The sequence below is a fragment of the Oceanospirillum beijerinckii DSM 7166 genome (genome assembly GCF_000422425.1).
Classification (GTDB): domain Bacteria; phylum Pseudomonadota; class Gammaproteobacteria; order Pseudomonadales; family Halomonadaceae; genus Oceanospirillum; species Oceanospirillum beijerinckii.
The window spans coordinates 57,539-78,321 of sequence record NZ_AULT01000006.1 but is presented as its reverse complement, the minus strand read 5'-3'; the positions used below and the strand labels follow the sequence as shown (position 1 = coordinate 78,321).

At 46.1% G+C, this 20,783-nt stretch carries 15 protein-coding genes and 1 tRNA gene; 7 read left to right on the top strand and 9 right to left on the bottom strand.

What is annotated here, in order from left to right; genetic code table 11:
• Positions 1-17 precede the first annotated feature (17 nt).
• From yajC to H579_RS0101095, 4 genes are all read right to left on the bottom strand, one after another.
• The gene (gene yajC / locus H579_RS0101110) at positions 18-350 is read right to left on the bottom strand and encodes a preprotein translocase subunit YajC (RefSeq protein WP_028299124.1); all 333 of its coding nucleotides are present in this window, start codon (positions 348-350) and stop codon (positions 18-20) included.
• Positions 351-651: 301 nt separating this feature from the next.
• Positions 652-1,770, bottom strand: coding sequence for a tRNA guanosine(34) transglycosylase Tgt (gene tgt, locus H579_RS0101105; protein ID WP_425411330.1), 1,119 nt, complete (start codon positions 1,768-1,770; stop codon positions 652-654).
• A 156-nt stretch (positions 1,771-1,926) separates the two neighbouring features.
• Entirely contained in the window at positions 1,927-2,982 is a 1,056-nt protein-coding gene (gene queA / locus H579_RS0101100; RefSeq protein WP_028299122.1) for a tRNA preQ1(34) S-adenosylmethionine ribosyltransferase-isomerase QueA, read from the bottom strand.
• Between the two features lie 147 nt (positions 2,983-3,129).
• The gene (locus H579_RS0101095; protein ID WP_245583191.1) at positions 3,130-4,833 is read right to left on the bottom strand and encodes a sensor domain-containing diguanylate cyclase; all 1,704 of its coding nucleotides are present in this window, start codon (positions 4,831-4,833) and stop codon (positions 3,130-3,132) included.
• A 351-nt stretch (positions 4,834-5,184) separates the two neighbouring features.
• Here H579_RS0101095 and H579_RS23775 point away from each other — a divergent pair, with 351 nt between their 5' ends.
• Both H579_RS23775 and H579_RS0101085 read left to right on the top strand, forming a co-directional pair.
• Positions 5,185-6,474, top strand: a complete 1,290-nt coding sequence (locus tag H579_RS23775; protein ID WP_051227198.1) for an FIST N-terminal domain-containing protein — start codon at positions 5,185-5,187, stop codon at positions 6,472-6,474.
• A complete protein-coding gene (locus H579_RS0101085) occupies positions 6,471-7,577 on the top strand; it encodes a sensor histidine kinase (protein WP_028299120.1) in 1,107 nt (368 codons plus the stop codon). The genes H579_RS23775 and H579_RS0101085 overlap by 4 nt, the downstream gene beginning before the upstream one ends.
• A gap of 90 nt (positions 7,578-7,667) precedes the next feature.
• Here H579_RS0101085 and nadN read toward each other — a convergent pair whose 3' ends face one another.
• Together nadN and H579_RS0101075 are read right to left on the bottom strand one after the other, a co-directional pair.
• Positions 7,668-9,593, bottom strand: coding sequence for an NAD nucleotidase (nadN, locus tag H579_RS0101080; RefSeq protein ID WP_028299119.1), 1,926 nt, complete (start codon positions 9,591-9,593; stop codon positions 7,668-7,670).
• A gap of 188 nt (positions 9,594-9,781) precedes the next feature.
• Entirely contained in the window at positions 9,782-10,528 is a 747-nt protein-coding gene (locus H579_RS0101075) for a substrate-binding periplasmic protein (protein ID WP_028299118.1), read from the bottom strand.
• 410 nt (positions 10,529-10,938) lie between these two features.
• Between H579_RS0101075 and H579_RS0101070 the strand changes: the two genes are divergently transcribed.
• A tRNA-Leu gene (locus H579_RS0101070) sits at positions 10,939-11,025 on the top strand.
• Positions 11,026-11,367: 342 nt separating this feature from the next.
• On the opposite strand, the gene H579_RS0101065 is transcribed toward H579_RS0101070, so the two are convergent.
• From H579_RS0101065 to H579_RS27510, 3 genes are all read right to left on the bottom strand, one after another.
• Entirely contained in the window at positions 11,368-13,248 is a 1,881-nt protein-coding gene (locus tag H579_RS0101065; protein WP_028299117.1) for a DUF262 domain-containing protein, read from the bottom strand.
• A gap of 20 nt (positions 13,249-13,268) precedes the next feature.
• Entirely contained in the window at positions 13,269-14,084 is an 816-nt protein-coding gene (locus tag H579_RS0101060; RefSeq protein ID WP_028299116.1) for an SIR2 family NAD-dependent protein deacylase, read from the bottom strand.
• A gap of 210 nt (positions 14,085-14,294) precedes the next feature.
• Positions 14,295-14,885, bottom strand: coding sequence for a PIN domain-containing protein (locus H579_RS27510; RefSeq protein ID WP_051227197.1), 591 nt, complete (start codon positions 14,883-14,885; stop codon positions 14,295-14,297).
• Between the two features lie 179 nt (positions 14,886-15,064).
• On the opposite strand from H579_RS27510, the gene H579_RS0101050 reads away from it, so the two are divergent.
• From H579_RS0101050 to H579_RS0101035, 4 genes are all read left to right on the top strand, one after another.
• Positions 15,065-15,451, top strand: coding sequence for a hypothetical protein (locus H579_RS0101050; RefSeq protein WP_028299115.1), 387 nt, complete (start codon positions 15,065-15,067; stop codon positions 15,449-15,451).
• A 31-nt stretch (positions 15,452-15,482) separates the two neighbouring features.
• Complete coding sequence (locus H579_RS0101045) at positions 15,483-16,391, top strand: helix-turn-helix transcriptional regulator (protein WP_028299114.1); 909 nt, start codon at positions 15,483-15,485, stop codon at positions 16,389-16,391.
• Positions 16,392-16,520: 129 nt separating this feature from the next.
• Positions 16,521-17,327: an ion transporter gene (locus H579_RS0101040; protein ID WP_169449683.1), complete on the top strand. Its 807-nt coding sequence runs from the start codon at positions 16,521-16,523 to the stop codon at positions 17,325-17,327.
• Entirely contained in the window at positions 17,328-20,777 is a 3,450-nt protein-coding gene (locus tag H579_RS0101035) for a hypothetical protein (protein WP_028299112.1), read from the top strand.
• Positions 20,778-20,783: the final 6 nt, after the last annotated feature.

The window sequence follows — 20,783 nt, the reverse complement described above, 5'->3', positions numbered from 1 at the left end:
GTCGATAGAGAGGGCTCTTAAATGGCCTTAATCGTGCCTTTAGGCAGCACGGCAACTACCGCATTTTTCTGTACACTCACTTCGGTACCTTCAGCGATTTCCATCACCAGGAACTCTTCACCGACTTTAGTGATACGACCGACCAGGCCGCCACCAATTACGATTTCATCACCCTTGCTCACACCCGCCACCAGCTCACGATGCTCTTTCGCACGCTTGCTTTGTGGACGCCACAGCATGAAATAAAAGATCACAACAAAACCAACCAACAGGAAAATCTGGCTCATTGCACCAGGATCACCCGCCGCTGCGGCACCTTCAGCGAATGCTGGAGAGATAAAAAAGCTCATTGAAGAGTCCTCTACAAAATAATGAAGTTATTTTTCTAAATCTTTTTTTGACCGAATCCGGATCTGACTATCCTAATGGGGCTGCTTTATAAAAAATCAACCACCAGGGAAGAAAGACCTGTATTCAATCGACAAGTTCCTGCACAGACACGTATCCAATCGCCCCGCATCAGCCAAACGCTTTAGCCAAACCACTGAAACCACTCTTGGCATGCTAATAAAACCGCCCCTGGCATACCGCTAAAAAGTGAATAGAACCTGCCCTCTGTACTGCAGCGGTCAGCTACAGCACAGTAAAAAATTACTCAGCTAATTCAGGCACTTCCATATCACGACGCGCATAGAAGTCGCTGACAAAGTCATCCAATTTACCCTGTTCAATAGCATCACGCAAACTCGCCATCAGACGCTGATAATAACGCAGGTTATGAATGGTGTTCAGCTGAGCCCCCAGCATCTCTTTACACTTATCCAGATGGTGCAGATAGCCGCGACTAAAGTTCTGACAGGTGTAACAATCACAGCCTTCTTCCAAAGGCCCGGTATCGTGACGATGCTTGGCATTACGGATCTTGATGACGCCATCTGCCGTAAACAGGTGACCGTTACGAGCGTTACGGGTCGGCATCACACAGTCGAACATATCGACACCACGACGCACACCTTCCACCAGGTCTTCCGGCTTGCCGACCCCCATCAGGTAACGGGGACGATCCGTTGGCATCATGGCTGGCAGATAGTCCAGTACCTTGATCATCTCGTCTTTAGGCTCGCCTACAGACAGACCACCAATGGCATAACCGTCAAAACCGATATTGGTCAGACCTTCAAGAGAGACCTCGCGCAGATCTTTGTACATACCGCCCTGGATGATACCGAACAGGGCCGACGGGTTATCACCGTGAGCACCCTTGGAGCGCTTAGCCCAACGCAGGGACATCTCCATAGAGTCTTTTGCTTCCTGATGCGTCGCCGGGTATGGCGTACACTCATCAAAGATCATGACCACATCGGAACCCAGATCACGCTGAACCTGCATGGAGCGCTCGGGATCGATAAAGACTTTTTCTCCGTTAACGGGTGAACGGAATTCCACACCTTTTTCGGTAATCTTGCGCATCGCACCCAGGCTGAAGACCTGGAAACCGCCGGAATCAGTCAGGATAGGCCCTTTCCACTGCACAAAGTCATGCAGGTCGCCATGAGCTTTAACCACTTCGGTACCCGGACGCAACATCAGGTGGAAGGTATTACCCAGAATAATTTCCGCACCGATCTCTTCGATATCACGAGGCAGCATGCCTTTCACGGTGCCATAGGTACCCACAGGCATAAAAGCAGGCGTTTGTACGCTACCGCGTGGGAAATTCAGCTGACCACGACGGGCTTTGCCATCGGTGGTTTTCAGCTCAAAGTTCATAAAACATTCACGAGACATAATTTAATCCGGTTTTTAATGGCTCAGAGGCATGCCCTGTAGAACCAATACAACATGAAGTATTTTTTTAGCATTGTTTCGAAGCCATCGCTTCAGGCTATGTCACCTCGCCTAAAGCCGCTTCGAATAGATCAAATCTTACTCAGCACTAGGCGGAAGATCCGGCTCAGGATTCTGAGTAATAAACATGGCATCACCATAACTAAAGAAACGGTACTTTTCCTGCACCGCTTCGCGATAGGCCTGCATGATATTACGATAACCACCCAGCGCACTGACCAGCATCATCAATGTGGACTCTGGCAGGTGGAAATTAGTCACCAGGGCATCCACCACATTAAAGCGGTAGCCCGGGTAGATAAAGATATTGGTATCAGTGGCCATCGGCTCAATTTCACCAGAAGCCGATGCGGTTTCCAAACAGCGCACACTGGTCGTACCCACGGCAATGACACGATTACCACGAGTCTTGGCTGCTTTGACCTGCTGACACACCTCATCACTGACCTGGATATATTCCGAGTGCATATGATGCTCAAAGATATTATCCGCTTTGACCGGCTGGAAGGTGCCCGCACCGACATGCAGCGTAACAAAAGCGGTTTCCACGCCCTTATCTTTTAATGCCTGCAGCAGCGGCTCATCAAAATGCAGACCAGCTGTTGGCGCAGCTACGGCACCGGCATTTTTGCTATAGACCGTCTGGTAGCGCTCACGGTCACTCAGCTCATCTTCGCGCTCAATATAAGGCGGCAGTGGCATATGACCGATCTTGTCCAGCAGATCCAAAAGGTTCATATCCAGCGGAAACTGAAGCTCGAACAGCGATTCCTGACGCCCCAGTACCTCAACCGCTGTACCATCCTGCAGCAGCAGTTTGGCACCCGGCTTAGGGGAACGGCTGGAACGGATATGAGCCAGCGCCGTATTGTTATCCTGCAGACGCTCCAGCAGAATCTCGATCTTACCGCCGGTTTCTTTCTGACCAAACAGACGGGCCGGAATCACACGGGTGTCGTTAAACACCATCAGATCCCCGGGCTGAACCAGATTCAGAATATCGATGAACCCATTATGCTGGATGGTACCTTCCGCACCATTCAGGCATAACAGACGGCTGGCGGTACGCTCCGCCGTGGGGTAACGAGCAATCAGCTCATCGGGCAAGTCAAAAGAAAAATCGGTACGTAGCATCAGGATTAACGAGATTATCTGCAGAAAGGAAAGGGGCGTCATCTTAGCCCAAAGCACGGGGGAAGTCATTATGTAGCAATAGCCTCTTTCCCCAGGCTATTGCTGTGCTATAACTCTGCGATACGCCCCGGAGCGCATCACACTGAATCAGACAGCCAGATCGCAAACCTCTGTCTGATAGATTTCACAACGGTTACGGCCCTGGCGCTTCGCCTGATAGAGCGCCTGATCCGCCTGTTTCAACACCTGCTTAGTTGTATGGGAGTGATCTGAGTAGCTGGCGATGCCTATCGAGACCTGTATTGAACCCACTGACTCCACAGCCATCTCTGCGATACGCAGCCTTAACCGCTCAGCGATCTCATACCCTTGCTCTTGTGAGGTATCCGGTAAAACCAGCACGAACTCCTCCCCGCCGGTACGAGCCACGACATCCTGCTCTCTGGAAGTTTCAGACAACTTACGGCTCAGCGCCACCAACGCCTTATCCCCCACACTATGACCATAGGTATCGTTAACCTGCTTAAAATGATCGATATCCAGCGCCAACACAGTGAACATCCTGTGCTGTTGTTCAAAATGATCCAGGTACAGGTCAAGGCTTCTGCGATTAAACACCCCGGTTAAAGGATCGGTAGAGGCTGCATGTTTTAGCTGACCTATCTGTTGCTGCAGCAGAGCGACACCTTTTCTCATCGCCTGCTTGAGTTCACTGCTTTCAAAATACCAGGAGCGAATACCAGCCAGGTTGGCTGGCGTTTCCGGGTGATCCAGAGTGCGAGCCGTATCGGCCAGCTGCTTCAGTGGCCGGGCAATTAAACGGGATAAAAACCAGATACCAAAGAAAGTGAGCAGCGCCATCGGCAAAGAGCGATAAAACACTTCCGCCATCAAACCGTTTAATGAGGCCAATGTGGCCTCAACAGGACGCTGAGCAACCACGCCCCACTGAGCGATCCTGATAGGGGAAAAACCAGCCAGCATCTCAATCTGCTGACTATTAACAACCTTCAGTGCCCCCTCATTACCGGCCAGAACCCGTTCGATCACTTGATTACCCTCAACTATATCGCCAACACGGGCAATATCCGGGTGATAGATAATACGCTTGTTCTGATCCACCACATACAGATAGGAACCATCTTTATAGTAGTGAGTACCCAACAATTCATTCAAAATGCTGCGCTCTTTCAGGTACAAGGAACCACCGATATAACCCAAGTAACGCCCCTGTCGATCAAACAGAGGATGTGAAATAAAAACCAACAAACGATTGGTGGCCGAGATATAAGGTTTGCTGATCACAGGCTCCCGTCTGTTCAGCGCCTCAATCGCCCCTTCTGAAGTCAGTTGATCTCCCATAATCTCCAAAGTATTAGGCGATGTCGCCAATACAATGCCCTGCGCATCAGCCACCACCACCGAATTAAAACTGTCTGTTTGCAAGCGTAGTCGATCTGCCTGCTGAAGCAGATAGCCGGTATCGGCCACCCTATGCTGTATCTCAGCAGCCGCATAAGCCAACTGCTGCTGAGCCGAACCCAGAAAACCATTGGTGGTAGAAGCCAGCTTGGTCGCATAAGCGTAGTTGCTATCCAGTGAGTGCTGAATAAGCTGCTGTTTCTGTACCTGATAGCTGGCATAAAAGCTATTCAACAGGGTTAAACTGGCCGCAGCAAAAGCCAACAACAGGATCAGCTGATTCAGGGTCAGGCAGGAGAAACGAGACCTCTTCATAACGGCAGATTTTTCTGTATCCTGGTAGATAGACAGATGTGCAGATAGATCCGCAGGCTGAGTTTGAGTCGCAGAGTGAACGGCGTTCAAATATTCAGATTGAGAACGATCCATGCTCAGACATTCCTTATGGGGAGTGGAATATAGGAGGAGTAATAAATCAGCGTCTAACGAAGTATTTAATACTCTTGTAACGGGGCACAGATGATAGCTTGTGAAAAAATAAAAGCGAGTGATTCATGCGTAACTTTGGTGCAATGCAAAATTAAAAGCGTAGAAACCCGATTCATATCAAGGCGGTATGACTCTTACTGCTATCAAATCTGCCGCAGTGCAGTAGAGCTAAAAGCCATAATCCCTGCTAATGTCTTACTCAGAGCAATACCTCTTGCCTATTTAGTCATGCAAAAGCAATACGCTATGCTCACACATTAGCCATGACACACCTACAGACGGAGACCACGGATGACACTGGGAATTAAAACCGGCTCCTCGTCATTAAACGACCTGAATGCCGCTATTGAGGACCTGAGTAACCAGCTGATACAGGATAATACGGCGCTGGTTATCCTCTTCTTCTCAATGCACTATCTCTCAGATAAGCAAATAGCGGAGCATCCGGATCATTTAACCGTTCATCTGCAACAGCATTTTCCCGATATTCCGGTCATTGGCTGTACAACGGCCGGAGAAATTGGTTGTTCCGGTTATCAACAACACAGCATCAGCGCAATCTCACTGTCAGCTGAATATTTCCAGGTCAGCTGTACCCGCTATAGCAACCTCAAAGAGATCGCCCTGAAACAATGGGGTGACCAGACGGTTAAACTGCACAGTCAGCATCATCGCCGTTATCGTCTCTATGATGATAAACACACCTTTGGCTTACTGCTGGTGGATGGCATGAGTGGCGTTGAAGAACCCTTAGTGAGAATGATGGCCAGCACCATCAGTAACATTCCACTGATCGGAGGCTCCGCCGGGGATGATCTGCACTATACGAGCGCTTTTGTTTTGTATCAGGGCCAGATCTACGACAACAGCGCCATATTGGTTTTGATCACAACCTCACTGCCGTTCCAGATTGTGAAATCGCAAAACATACGCGCGTCCGATAAACGCCTGGTTGTGACGGAAGCGATCCCGGAACAACGTACCATTACCGAAATTAATGGTCGCCCAGCCGCACTGGAATACGCCCGTCAGCTCGGGATTACTGACTGCGACCAAATCACCATAGAAACCCTCGCCGCCCACCCAGCTGTAGTGGTTATGGGCGACGCCGAATATGTCCGCTCAATTCAACGGGTCAACCCGGACAACAGCCTGACCTTTTATTGCGCCATTGATATTGGAATTGTGATCCGTATAGGCTACAGCATTAATCTGGTGCAAAGCCTGGAACAGACTTTGAATGAAGTGCAACAGGAGATGCCCATTCAAGGCATGATTCTGTTTGACTGCATCCTGCGCCGGGTTGAGCTACAGGAGAAACAGTTGCTGCAACAGGCCTCTGAACTGCTCAGTGCCCACCATTGCATCGGTTTTAGTACCTATGGTGAGCAGATCAATGGTTTGCACGTTAATCAGACCTGTACCGGCATCGCCTTCGGCCACCCCCAGACACCGCAGCAACCGGGCTTATTCTGTCAAAGCCAAAACCAGAGCCAAAACCAGAGCCAGGAACAGAACCAGACGCCCAATGCTTCTTTCGAACAGGCTGAACAGAGCGATTCAGACAGGAGGTCACCATGAGTGAGTTGGATTACTCAGAATCCCCGGAGCAAGAGATCACCCGCCTGAAAAAAATCATTCAGGTCTTGATGGACCGGGCCGAGCACGGTTCCAACACCGACAGCAGCGATTTCTCTCTGTTCCAGACCACCATCGCACTGGAAGAAAAGGTGCGTCAACGCACTCAGGAGCTGCAACAGGCACTGGATCAACTGGCTCATACCAATATCAAACTGGCCGAAACCAATCTGGAGCTGGATCATTCCCTGAGCGAGCTGAAGAGCACCCAGGATCAGCTGGTAGAATCAAAAAAGATGGCGGCTCTGGGCGCGTTAGTCGCCGGGGTTGCCCACGAGATCAACACCCCTGTCGGCATCGGTATTACAGCCACCTCATTAGTGACCGAAGAGGTCAAAGAGCTGAAAAACTTGCTGGCAAACGAAACCTTATCCCGCAGTAACCTGGACAAGTTTCTCAGCATGATAGAGGACAGCAGCAACCTGACCATTCGTAATCTGCAGCGTGTTGGCAAGCTGGTCAGTAACTTTAAGGAAGTGGCCGTTAATCAGGGCAGTATGAAAAAGCAGCACTGCCAGATCAACCGCTGCATCGAAAACAGCACGGCGATGCTGACCCCAAAACTGTCTGAGGCTCATGTCCAACTTCAACTGAAGCTGAGTGATGACGTACACTGCATCACCTACGAGTCGGCCATTGATCAGATTGTCACCAACCTGATTACCAATGCGCTGGACCATGCTTTTTCCTCATCAGCGCCTGCGGCGATAGCGGAAACAGAGTCTATATCCGCAGATTCAGCTAAAACACGACAGATCAGCATCAGCACCCAGCTGAACGGCCATCAATTTACCTTGCTGTTTGAGGATAACGGTAAAGGTATTGCCCCTGAACTGGTGGAGAGAATTTTTGAACCCTTCTACACCACCCGCCGAGGCAGTGGTGGTATGGGACTGGGATTGCATATTACCTACAATCTAGCGACCGAGATTTTAGGTGGCAGCATCCAGTGCACCAGCCAGCCAGGACAAGGCACTCAATTTAAGCTCTGTTTCCCTGTCGAGATTTCAACCGATACCCATCAGGACAGTCCAAATCGGCAATAGTCACTCACAACGGGCACCTGAATACAGGTGCCCGCTTTTTGCAATGCTATCCGTTTCTACACAGAAATTCGCTTTCCGCATTGAACCCGCTCAGTATCCGCTGCAATCGGTCTGCAAACTGTGGTTACAGCCGTCACGACCAATATACTGCTGAGTACTGTACTCATCGCCTGGCAACTTGCCCAATGTCAGGCTGTTTTCGGTGACCTGCTTCATATAATCGATCAAACCTTGGGCATATTCGGTGTAGGTATCAACAAAATCCCCCTGGTTATACACGACACCAAAGGTATCATAACCATCCTGACCCGATGCAATAAAATCATTGGTCACTACCGTATAGGTCGCACTCAGATCCAGCGCCTGCCAAGTGCCCGCAACACGGGGATTAACCTCCACATTCGAGATACGACTGCCATAAGCCTGGGAGGCATCCACATGGTATCTCAGGCCGGAGGCATAAGGATAAGACCCGGAAGAACCCGCGTTATCCAACGTATTAGACAGAGCATCTTCCAAAACCTGTACAACCTGCTCCCCTGTCATATCCAGAGTCACCAGCGTATTGGAAAATGGCAGCAGCGTATAAGCGTCCGCGATAGTGTAATCACCCGCTGCCACATCCACACGCACACCACCGGCATTCTGAATCGCGATATCCGCCGTTGGCGTCACGGCCATAAAGGCCTTGGCAACGATATTGGAAATATCACTGCCGCGCTCATAAGTCGCGGATGCATCACAGAGGGTTGAACGGCCCTGACCCGGCCAGCGCTCTAAACAGAGATTGTCATTCACAGAACCGATCACCGCCTGCTTTAATACCTCCAGCTCACTATCAAACGTTGCCAGTAACTGCTCTGTACTGGCATCCGGCGTAACCACCTTCAGCTCGTCGTGTGTTGTCAGAGCCTGAGACACCAACGCCGCATCGGCGGCATTCAGAGCTCTGTTGTCACCGTCTGCAAACTCGTAACGGTAAGACGCTTCAATCGGCATCACAGGGTGGCCGGTACAGGACGACACCTTACCCTCAGCATCAAAATTGACCGACAGCTTGCCCAGCATATGAGCATATTCCCACGCCTGTACGACACAAACCGTATCACCCTCCAGGTTGGTCTCCACCGTTGGATAATCGCCCCCGGTGTTAAAACCCAACTGCGTAAAACTGTCATCCCCCAGCAGTGTATGGGAATCGCCACCCACAATCACATCCACACCACTCAGGCTCCGGGCCAACTCCCGATCTTTTTCATACTGCAGATGAGTCAACAGTATGATCTTATTCACACCCTGTTCTCTTAACTCATCAATATACTGCTGAGCCGTCGTCGCTTCATCCAGAAAGGTCGTACCCGCATCAGGTCGGGAAGACTCCTTGGTCTTCTGAGCGATATCCAAACCGATCAGCCCCACTTTCTGCCCGTCCACCTCTTTCACCACATAAGGCTGGATATAACCACTCTTAATTGCAGATGTCTGTGCAGGAACCACATTCGCCGCCAGAGTTGGTGTAGCGCAGTTCCCCGCATTCAGGAAATCAAGAAACTTAGCCAGCCCGGAGTCACCACCATCAAACTCGTGATTACCCAGAGCAAAAGCATCAAAACAGACCTGATTCATCATGCTGGCATCTGCCTGCCCCTCAAATAGGGTGTAGTACAAAGTTCCTGTTACCGCATCACCGGCATGCAGTTTCAAAACATTGCTTTCAGACAGTGCCAGCTCATTAAACAGGCTGACCAGCATAGGGAAACCACCATAGTTGACGCCTACTTCAGCGATGCCATTGCCAGACTCATCCGCAGCACTCAGATTCAACCCGGAAACATCAAAGTCAAAACTATCCGCAGACAGGTGTGAGTGATGGTCATTCATATGCAGCAGGGTTAATGACAAAGGCTCACCGGATACACTGCTATCCGTATCATTGTCATCATTTGAACCGTTACAACCGGCAAGAACACCTGCCACCATCATTGGCAGCAGCAGCTTATTCAGCTTGAAAGGCATGTTGGCACCCTTTAAATGAGTAGAAAGAGGGAATTCGCACTTAAACCTGACCCAGAGAAGTCTAGAGCCAGTACTCAAATAAAGGCTTTTTTGCTGACAAACAGGTAACAGTTTTTTGAAAGTTTGATGGTAATTTAACGACAGACAGCGACTATAACCCTATAACCCAAGACCGACCCATCACTCAATCAGTAAATATACTGGCTCACAATGCGGGCTAACTCACCGGACTGCTCCATATCCCGTAAAGAGAGCTCAATCGCCTCGGCCGTCGCTTTATCCGTGTGATTACTGTAAATCAGCCATTGCGGCACCGTACGGAACTTTGTCGAAATAACCTTTAAGGGCAGATCCATCGTCTTAACCAGATAATTCAATCCCAGATCATGATAATAGAAATAGCGTAGACGGTAAGGTGGTGTTGCGATCAGCTTTAACGGCGTATTCAGATCCTTAAAACTATCATTCACCAAGCCAGGCAACTGTTGCTTCAGATACCGGGCCGATGATGTGCCAAATAGCGCTCCGACGGGATTACCATTTTTAATCACATCATTGAATGATTGCGGCTCGAACTTATCTGAAACATGGGCCGCGAGCACATTACTGACGTGATACACCGGCACCTGAGCAAAGGTAAAGCGCTTCTCCCGTGCCTCATTTCGACCCGAACCACAAAACACATGCCCCGCGTCTTGCTCAACCGTCGCCAGAATCCGCTTAATAGGCAAGTAGTGCTGCTGTATCTCACTCTCGACTTGGCGCTCCTTTAATTTAACCTGTAGCGCGTGATAGATATCTCCACACAAACCTTTCTGCTCAGCATTATCAAGAAAGTACTTGGGCTGAGAGTCCTGCATCAGAAAGGTGACCGGTTGAGCCAGAGCACCTGTAGAGATCAGCGCCGCAGCAACACCCCATGTTAAAGACGACATTTTAGTACTCATAACAGACACCACATCACTAACAGCCTTTTTAGTAAGCGACACACACCTATCATCTAAGCATAAGAAAAGGTCGCTTTTTTGCAAAGCAGAAATGGAGTGTCTTTTCGACATTACACCCGTTTAAAACGACAGATCATGACGAATTTAAAAGCAACCATAGAGCACTTTAGAAAATACCCGACCATATGCCACCAGGTCAGCGCCAGAGAAAATAGCTTTCAAGACTCAAACACCGGAGCCGAGTTAAATACACATCCAGTCAACGCCAACCAGAGCATAGGGCTTGTTTCGTGAAAATTTTCTTCCATTTATTGATTAAAACCTCAGGAAGTCATTGACGACACAGGATATTCTTTTATAATGCACCCACGCTTAAATGACAGTCAGTCAAAAGCAGTGCCAGTGTGATGAAATTGGTAGACATGACGGATTCAAAATCCGTTGCCTTTGCGGGCGTGCCGGTTCGAGTCCGGCCACTGGTACCATCATATTCCGAACAAAAGCCAGCACGTTCTTAACAAGAGTGCTGGCTTTTGTCGTTTTTAGCGACAAGAAATTAATTCCTGCCTTTTCTCCCCGGTCCATACCCTGTCCATTGTGTGCGGAATTTACGCGCATTGATTTCCACAACTCCGGTACCAATGACCAAGACTTGCCAGAACGAGGTTTATCGCTTGAGTATTGCCGTTGACCCGGAAACTCCGGTTTTCCGGGTCGTCTCCGGGTCGCTTACTACTTTTCTGGCAACTGACAGAAAGACTTAATCAAGGTAATCCCTTGCACCTAAAATCGACTAAGGCATCAATATTTCAATGACAGTTACCCGTTTACCCTTCAAGCTCGACAACCTCATCATCCGAGTCATCTGCTGAAGGTTCAACTGGGATCGGGCTTGTCATGAAAACCCTTTGTCTCAGTCTCAGTCTCAGTGCATCCCTACGCTTCTTATAGAACTCAGGGAAGTCTTCAAAAGATAAGCTAATATCACGAATAAGTAGGTTATCTTTGCCTAAATAGACATCGTCACGGGACAACCATTCTTCTAAGGGTCTGTCACTTTTACTAATATTCTGTGAGTCATTGAGTAAATGCAAATTTGCAATACTGTTCCAATGATGTGAATTTTGATAGAAGGCCTGCTTATCTGAATCATCCGCTAAAAATGGATATTGCTTCAATTTTCTAGGCTCAAACCAGCTTCTCGGATGTAAGTGATCAATATGAAATACTTCCGTTGGATTCATCTCAGGAAATAAGAGGTGTAATAATGCTCTACACCGCCCCTCTCCATGCTGAATATCCAATAAACTATCAAGATAATCCTCATCAAACCGGAGATCCTTGTTAGTCCCTTTAAATTTTTCAACTACCTGTTCTATAGGGAAAAACTCAGACTCAATATTCTGATTTATCACATCCCTCATTTTCTTTATAGTGCTGTCAGCTTGCCCCCCAAAAACACCTTTAAGAAGAACCATATAAAACCATTTGCTAATGCATATTCTTTCCTCTGAATGCTTGTTCAGGCTATTAATTACCTTGTACAACCTTTCATTGCCAACATTCTTTTTATACAGATAGTAGCATATAGGGATAACAGCATTTTTTGATGTTAGTGACTGGGGGTTAATACCAAACCTCCTGATAAGCAAGAGGGCTTGCTTAATACATTCTTTTATTCCCCCCCACTCTGACTGAATTATTTCAACCTGACCTGAATGAAAGTTTTGCACTTTAAACCGGACATCTGATTCAGTAAGTACTAAACAGGTTTTAAGTATCCAGTCCCTGTCCATATAAAAGCCCATTTCGGCGCTTTGATAAATATTTCTTGTTAAATCATCTAGCTCTTTCCTAAAGCCTCCATCCCAATGTGCAATTGCTATTGACATTAAAAGGTCAGAGAAATCCAGCTTTGTTCCGCCACTATTCGTTCTGATAAAAACGTCCAGAACATGGTCAATTTCTTGGCTGGTCTCATTAAAGTAATGGATCAACCGCTGGGACCTTACAACATCATATAACTTGAGAAGAGTTTTCCTGGCAAAAGCATTGCCTGATAAATTAGCTTTATCCAAGTATGGTAAAACTATATCCAACAACACATCATCACTACTACCATACTGAGGAAATGAAAGTATGTCATGTAAACAAAACCAGTGATACTTGCCATCCTCAGATTCTGTATTTTTTTTGTACTGGGAGTCAGTCAGAAATTTAAAATTATATCGCATTAAAGACTCATCACTTTCAGAGTCTATTGGCTGCTTTAAATCTAAATATAGCTTCCTTGGGGGTAGGATTTTATCATCCTTAGTAGATGGCCAGTGCTTTCTAGGTTGTTTGTATGCATAAGAACCACACAAACCAATATAAAGAGATGTGAGTCGCTGCTGACCATCAATAATAGCCTTAAAATTTTTAAAACTAGCATTAGTCTTTACAATAGGGTTTTCTTCATGAAACCTCTGACAATAGAAAGTTAAAAACTCATAAAACCTGTAGTCATTCTTAAGTTTTTCATCATTAACCTCCCACATCATAAAGCTATTAATGGGATAACCTCTCATAATAGAGTCGAATAACACACATATTTGATGACTACTCCAAACAAATTTTCTTTGAATTGCAGGGAGAAGGAAGTCTTTATGATTAATCGCATCAACTGCATCCTTAATACTTATCGCCTTCTCATATTCACCAGCCATATTAAAACTCCTTATAATATTCAAATAAATAGCTGTTCAAGTCGTTCCAGAACATCTAATGCTTTACCTGATATAGGTATAACCCTTCTCCCCTTATCGGCATCACGTAAGTTTATGCGTATAAGTGTGCAGTTCATAGATTCAGCCGACATGCGTACTGTAGGGATATTTTTGCCCGCACCTATCTCAATGGCGACAAGGCGGTGATTCATTGCTTGTCTCTTCCATGCTCTGAACGCTATTTCTTGCTGATCAGACCTAACCTTATTCCAACTCCAATCACCAAACATCAATATGTTTGGACGTGCTACGAAACCACATTTAGGGCATGTAGGCAGCTTACCTTTAGCCCTGAGATCTGCTCCTATTTCAAACGTCAATTTTGGAAATGACCAAATTGCTCTACTACAATTATTGGCACACTGCAGGTAGTTGATAGAGCCATGACACTCATAGACTGAGCCAGGATCAAAGCCTGCTTTTTGGAAATGCCCATCAACATTTGATGTAAAAACAAAAGGCTTTACCAGCTTACGACTTCCCCATTTCTGAAGAATCTGAAAACCTTCATGCGGCTTTGCTGACTGATACAGCATAAAGCGATGCCCATAGAAGCCCCACGCTCTTTCAGGATCAGAGAGAAACCACTCAGGATTTGCCAGATCCATAAAAGATACCCCCTCATCCTTCAGCTGGGGGTAAGCTTTCCAGAACCCCTTATCTCCTCTGAAATCAGGCAAACCTGAATCAACGCCCATGCCAGCACCCGCAGCAATCAATATTGCACCGGCTCTATCAATCTCACGAGCAGCCCTCTCAAGATAATTCTTATCCACATACAGCTCCTTTTTAGCCTGAAGCGATGAACCTTTTAGAAGGGCTAAAACGACGGATTAAAAAATATTTTTTGTTACATCATGTATCAAAAGGAGCTACTCAACTGATTAATAAGTAAAAAAATCAAAAGAAAAGTCTTAAAAACACTTTATCAATTCCTAAGAACAACACTCAGCAACCAATATTCCCTACTCAACCTTGCCTGTAGACTATATTCGGTACTTCACCTTATTCTCTGAGATCGTAATAACATTACTCTGCTCCATAGAGCGTATGGCAGAGTGCAGCTCCTGATCTGAATAGTCTGGCATTTTTGCACGCAGCCAGTTACACAATGCTGTTACTGATTTGGGTCGCGCTGAAGATGCTTTGCGTAACATATCCGTAATACCTGGCATCAGCGATGAAGGCTGATTGCCTGAGTGCTCTTTTCTGATAGATTGTCGCTTAATCAGTATCCCTTCGGCTCTCAGGTGACGAATAAGAGGGTCGTAGTCTCTGTCTGACGACAGGATACAGAAGGAGGCTCCTGGATAACGGACACTCAGCTGACCTACTGTATATACAAGAAAAAAATCCAGCGCATTTTTACCCGTCTCTCGCATGTGGATAAACTGTCCCCTCTCCCCCAGAGACTGTACAGCCATGACCAGATCAGTCTCTAATTTATTCTGAGTAGCACCAATAAACACCCGGAAGTGAAACTCAGGGTCCGAAGCCAGCTCCTCAATATCCTGAGCACGGATATGGACGTTTTCGTTATCAGCCAGAAAAAATGTCAGAGACTGTTTATTACTCATAACACCACCATACAAGTCAATATTCTCTTTAAAAACAGCAAGTAAGCCATTCTCAGAAATTGGTTCCCATTATATTAACCATATCTTTTAAAAAATATTCTGTCACTGACACAACCTGTCAGTCCTGCGATGTAACCTGTACCCAGTAGCATTAACACTCAGGATTCAAAGGTTGATTTATGGATTACTACACCATTCTGAAGCATCAGGACACAGGGCATTTTTTAGCAGTAAAAAAGGGATTCAGCTGGACAGCTCTGCTCTGCCCATATGGCTGGTTTGGTTCAAAGGGAATGAGCAAGATGGCATGGATTCATGCTGCCTGTTTCATCCTGCTGAGCTGGACGGGTATCGTTCCGATCATTCAGATTATCTATGCCGGACTGAATGCCAATCGACAATACGTCGAAGAGCTGAATATGAAAGGCTACAACCCAGTCACAGAGATCCCAGCCAGGGATGAGCAACATGCTATTGAAGAGCTGTATAGCAAATTACGTCAAAAGAGATCCCGTCGCACTGCTGAAGCTTCAAGCGAGGCTAAAGACGAATTAATGGTATCTTAATTACAGCTTAAACAAGGACAAGGAATCTCCCATGACAACAGTAAGTGAAGCAACCCGAGACAAAGTTTCAGAGCGATTAGCACAAATGCTGATGATGGCCTTCCAGAATAAACCGATCAATCGGGAAGAAGCAATGGAGCGGTTTGGAGTGACCAGCCGGACATTTTATCGGGATATCAACCGACTAAGTAGCATTATTCAGAGAAACGATAACGGCAATTATGAGCTGGCTCCTGAATATCAAAGCCGTTTATCCAAAGCTGATCTGGAAAAATTTGCCTCACTGGCAGGCATTGATGGAATGTTTCCCCACTTTGGGCCTCGCTTCCTAGAGGCTGTACTCCATACCATGACTCAGGATAGCTATCTGGTCAAAGGCCTGGACTATGAAAATCATAACCCTGCGAAGCTATCGTCTTTTAAAGTGCTGGAAAAAGCGATTGAAAACAGACAGGTTTGTCGCATTGTTTACAAAGACAAAACCCGTCATGTTGAACCTTATAAATTAATCAACTACCGGGGTATCTGGTATCTGGCTGGCGTTGATGACAACATACTGAAAGCATTTAATATCAGCAAAATCAGTATGTCTCCCCTACTGACAGACCAGCACTTCTCTCCCGATGAGGAAGTCATCGAACGGATTGAGCAGGAAGACAGCATTTGGTTCAGTGAAGACAAGCAGGAAGTCATACTGAAGGTGAAGGCCGAAGTAGCCTATTACTTTGAACGGCGAAAGCTTTTTCCAAAGCAAGATATTGTCAGGAACCTGGCCAATGGCGAGTTAATCATATCCTGTCAAATGAGCCATCCAAATCAGATTTTACCTCTGATCCGGTACTGGCTACCCAATATTAGTGTCATTTCGCCAGCAAGTTTGCAGCAGAAATTATTGACAGAGATCAATCAATATCTATCTGAATACTCTGGTGTTTGTTAAGAAATGTAAAACCTAGGGTTATTACTAGTTTTATATATATACCTTATTAGCTAACGTGCTGTTTTATAATGACTTAACGCCGCCAAATAGCATATCAAAGAGATGCATTATCCAGATATGGATACAAAATTGACTAAAAAGGAATACCAATCGCAGAATTATCAGAAGCTGGGTGATCAGTTTTTTCTGCGAATTTTCTCTAATGATCGCATAACGGGCATTGTCATCCTGTTATCTGTACTGATCTCATTTTTTAGCCACGACTGGAATAATTCAACCAATTTGTTAATCGAGTGGTGTGTGGTTAGTTATTTCTTTTTTGAGTTTATTGCTAAAGCTAGAAGCTCTGGACTAAAGGAATACTTTAGAAACAATGCGAATCGGTTTGATTTTACCGTTCTTGGGTTGAGCGTTGTATTGCTTGTTGCCCCTGCATTTATCGTTGATAGTATGACTTATCTGCGAGCTCTTCGCCTGATCAGCATGCTACGAGCTTTTCGGCTAGTCCCAAATGCTAATCAAATTATACGAGGGCTTGGCCGAGCTTTGAATGCAGCTCGGGCCGTTCTTCTCTTTATGTTTATCATGATGGTAGTTTTTGCCATCACTGGCTACTCCTTATTCTCACCTTATCTACCAGAATACTTCGGATCTCCGATCACATCCTTGAATACCGTTTTTGGTATTTTTACGATTGAAAACTGGGGAGCTATTCCAGAAAAAGCAGCAGAATCCAACTTACCATGGCTTTTCTATGCAGTGAACGGCTATGTGATTTTGGTATTGGTTCTAGGGGGATTTATCGCTTTGTCATTGGCGAATGCGATCTTTGTTGATGAGATGGTCAGTGATAACAATAACGAACTGATGCGGGAAGTAGAGCTGCTGAGGCAGCAGAATGAGAAGATTCTGAGTCTTTTGGAAAAGGAAAAATAGATGGCTCTGTTAAATAGCTATGTAGGCGTGATACTGGTGTTTTTTGGTAGCGTGATAACAATGTTGTTAATCATAAGCCGGAACAAAAGTGCGCAATATGAGGCGGTTAACGATGCCCGTATTTCAGAGCTACAGGACTCGTTAAACAGTCAGCACAATGCATTGAAGCATAACCTCCAGTCGGTACGAGAACTGGTTGAAAAGTTTGCTCAGTTTCATAACAAGAATTTCAGTCTGCTATCAGACCGTATTGAGAAAAGTGATGCAATCGCCCAACGTACTGTGAATGATTTGCAAAAATCGTTTATATCGTCATTGGAAGATGGAGTCTCTGCTCTGGATGTGAAAATTCAGCAGATTCATCACTCTGGCTCTGAAGCTATTGCAGCGACTGAACAGAGATTGTTCAGCCAGCTGGAAAGTATGACTGCAGAACTGAGTGAACAGACACAGCAGCTACACACTCTGTATGAGGTTGAAGTAAGCACTCAACAAGATGTAGAAGCACTGAAAAAGCAACAACATAAACAGATGCAGGAGCTGCGTTATCTAGGTGGCATTGTTACTAAAACAGGCCAGTCGCTTTTGCAGGTCATCAATCAAGAGTCCAACCAAACTCGTGATCTGATGACAAATCAGTCCACAGATCTGAACAATACTTCCCATGCTCAGTACAATCATTATTGCGAAATGCTACAGAATCAGGTTGAGCAGCTAACATCAGTGCAGTCAGCCCTAACGCAACATCAAAGCCAGCACTATAAAGCGCTAAGCGATGAATTTACCACCCATATTACTCACTATGTTCAGCGTGTTTCTGCCTTGCAGGAGACTGTAAAGCAGCAACTAATACAGCAGATAGAGCCATTACATAAACAGATAAAGCATGATTCCGAAATTGCCCGTGACCAAGAAACTCAACTGAGACATCTCTTGGGTAAACAACTGGAAAATACCAATGACCTGCATCAAAACCTACAACATATTTCAGAAAAGACTGTACGCTGCATTTATGAATCAGCTGACAATGTCAGGACTCTGCTAAGTGATATAAGCTCTTCTCAGAATGAACATAATAATGCCGCTGATGCTAATGCCATAGAGCGTCATCAGGCTCTAATAACCACTTTACAGCAGCTGGAAAAGTCATCGGCCAGTCAGTTTGAGTCCGTTATTGGACAGAACAATGACATAAAATATGAACTGATTCAGCATCAGTGCGAGAGTGATCAGGCAGATCGCGAGCTCCTGCAAGAGGTCTTAGAAAAAGTTTTAAGCCAGTTGCATGAAGACACTTGCACTGTCATCTCTGGTATTCAGAAAGCAGCTCAAAATACCGGGGAAACAATCCATGAAGCAAAAGAAAAACTGATAGTAGACAATCAATTGATCAGTGCAACCCTCCAACAGCTGAGTTCGGATCTGGAACAGCATACCTCTGCGGCCTCTGAACGGAATATTGCAGCGGTTACCGATGCATATGATGGCCTTCATGGACTTGTTAAGAGCGGAATAAATACGACCCATGCAGACCTGCAAGCTCTGGGTTCTAATGTTGAAGGCCTTTTCGGTGATACAGAAGAGAGATACCTTGAAGCTCTGAGTAATGCTTCCAGTCAGATAACACAACGCTTTGAAGATAGCAGGGACACAACAATGTCCAATCTTCAGAAAATGGAAACGACACTGCAGGGAGCAATCAGTCATACCGAAGGAGTTCTTCAGGAAGCTACTCGAAGTGCTGAGACAAATACCAAGAAAACAGTTCGTACAGCAGAAGAAAAGCTTTCAGCCGACAATCAATCGGTCAGTACAAGCCTTCGACAGTTGAGTGCGGATCTGGAACAGCATACCTCTGCGGCTTCTGAACGGAATATTGCTGCAATTACAGATGCGTATGATGGTATTCATGGGCTTGTTGAAAGCGAAATGAATACGACCCGTGTAAACCTGCAAGCTCTGAGTTCAACTGTTGAGGGCCTTTTAGGTGACACAGAAGGGCGATACCTTGAAGCCCTGAATAAAGCTTCCGGTCACATAACAAAAGGCCTTGCAGATAACAGAGATGCAACAATATCCGATCTTCAGCAAATGGAGGTTACGCTTAAGGATACGATCTGTCATACCGAGGCAGCTCTTCTGAAGGCTACTCAAAGTGTTGGGACAAATACCGAGAAAGCAATTCGTGCAGCAGAAGAAAAGCTGTCAGCTGACAATCAATTGATCAGTGTGGGCCTTAAACAATTAAGCTCGGATCTGGAAAAGCATACTTCTGCGGCCTCTGAACAGAGTATTGCAGCGATTATAGAGGCGTATGATGATATTCATGGGCTTGTTAAGAATGAAATGAATACGACCCAGACAGACCTGCAAACTCTGGGTTCTACTGTTCAGGGGCTTTTCGGTGATACAGAAGAGCGATACCTTGAAGCCCTGAGTAATACTTCAGACCAGATAACTCAAAGCCTTACAGAAAACCGAGACGCAACAATATCCGATCTTAAGCAAATGAATACTACGCTGAAGGATGCTATCAGTCATACTGAAGCGGTTCTTCAGGCTGAGCAGCAAGAGTTTACCTTGGCTTCTGCCCAGTCTCTACAGCAGATAGAGACTACTCTGATACAGCAATCTGTTGAAAGCGCAGAGCAGTTTGACGCTATCATAAAATCTTCAGAAAAAACTCAGGCCCATCTCAGCGATAACAGATCAACTATATTGGATGGTCTGCAAAAAATTCAGCAAGCCGTACAGCAGGCAGCCCGTGCAGTGGAAACCCAGTTGCAGACAGAGAGCAGTGCCATAGCTGAGGCCCAGCAGCAAATTGCAGCAGAGTTAATCCAACAGCTGGATCAGAGTACCGAGGCTATAACGGAGAATCAGCGAGAGACTTCCAGGGACATCGCAGAAACATTACAGGCAGGTACGGATACTCATCAGCCGACAATAGAAATTCTTGATGAAATCCGTGGTCTTGCAAATTTACTGACACAGCAACTCGAATTGCCATCAGCGTCAGCGGATCATCTTTCAACCTCTGTAAACGTTGTTCAGCCCCCTTTACTAAAAGAACACCTATTTCCCGAAGAGGACTTGCCTCCCAAAGAGAGCTTATCTTCTGATGAGCATTTGTCTCCTGATGAATTTGATGAATCATCTGCAGTCGGCGAGGTCGTTTTGGACACAGATGAGGCTCTAACCGTGTTGTATAACGGTAAGATTCAGAAGGTAACCGATAAGGTTAGCGGCCTGGAAACCGTCTTTGAATATAACGAGGGTGTTTGCCGTAAAGCACGATCGTATTTGAATGATAAGCTTCAATATGAAGTGCTCTTTGATGAGATGGGCAAAATGATTGCGAGTACCGAGTTTGATCAGAAGGGACAGGATAAATCTGTTTATAGCTATAACAGCTTTGGCGAAGTCGAAAAATTTGAAGAGTTACCTTAAGGAGCA

Excerpts from the sequence above, each read along its gene's own strand:
- yajC (WP_028299124.1), bottom strand. The coding sequence starts at position 350 with ATGAGCTTTTTTATCTCTCCAGCATTCGCTGAAGGTGCCGCAGCGGCG.
- tgt (WP_425411330.1), bottom strand. The coding sequence starts at position 1,770 with ATGAACTTTGAGCTGAAAACCACCGATGGCAAAGCCCGTCGTGGTCAG.
- queA (WP_028299122.1), bottom strand. The coding sequence starts at position 2,982 with ATGCTACGTACCGATTTTTCTTTTGACTTGCCCGATGAGCTGATTGCT.
- H579_RS0101095 (WP_245583191.1), bottom strand. The coding sequence starts at position 4,833 with ATGGATCGTTCTCAATCTGAATATTTGAACGCCGTTCACTCTGCGACT.
- H579_RS23775 (WP_051227198.1), top strand. The coding sequence starts at position 5,185 with ATGACACTGGGAATTAAAACCGGCTCCTCGTCATTAAACGACCTGAAT.
- H579_RS0101085 (WP_028299120.1), top strand. The coding sequence starts at position 6,471 with ATGAGTGAGTTGGATTACTCAGAATCCCCGGAGCAAGAGATCACCCGC.
- nadN (WP_028299119.1), bottom strand. The coding sequence starts at position 9,593 with ATGCCTTTCAAGCTGAATAAGCTGCTGCTGCCAATGATGGTGGCAGGT.
- H579_RS0101075 (WP_028299118.1), bottom strand. The coding sequence starts at position 10,528 with ATGTCGTCTTTAACATGGGGTGTTGCTGCGGCGCTGATCTCTACAGGT.
- H579_RS0101065 (WP_028299117.1), bottom strand. The coding sequence starts at position 13,248 with ATGGCTGGTGAATATGAGAAGGCGATAAGTATTAAGGATGCAGTTGAT.
- H579_RS27510 (WP_051227197.1), bottom strand. The coding sequence starts at position 14,885 with ATGAGTAATAAACAGTCTCTGACATTTTTTCTGGCTGATAACGAAAAC.
- H579_RS0101050 (WP_028299115.1), top strand. The coding sequence starts at position 15,065 with ATGGATTACTACACCATTCTGAAGCATCAGGACACAGGGCATTTTTTA.
- H579_RS0101045 (WP_028299114.1), top strand. The coding sequence starts at position 15,483 with ATGACAACAGTAAGTGAAGCAACCCGAGACAAAGTTTCAGAGCGATTA.
- H579_RS0101035 (WP_028299112.1), top strand. The coding sequence starts at position 17,328 with ATGGCTCTGTTAAATAGCTATGTAGGCGTGATACTGGTGTTTTTTGGT.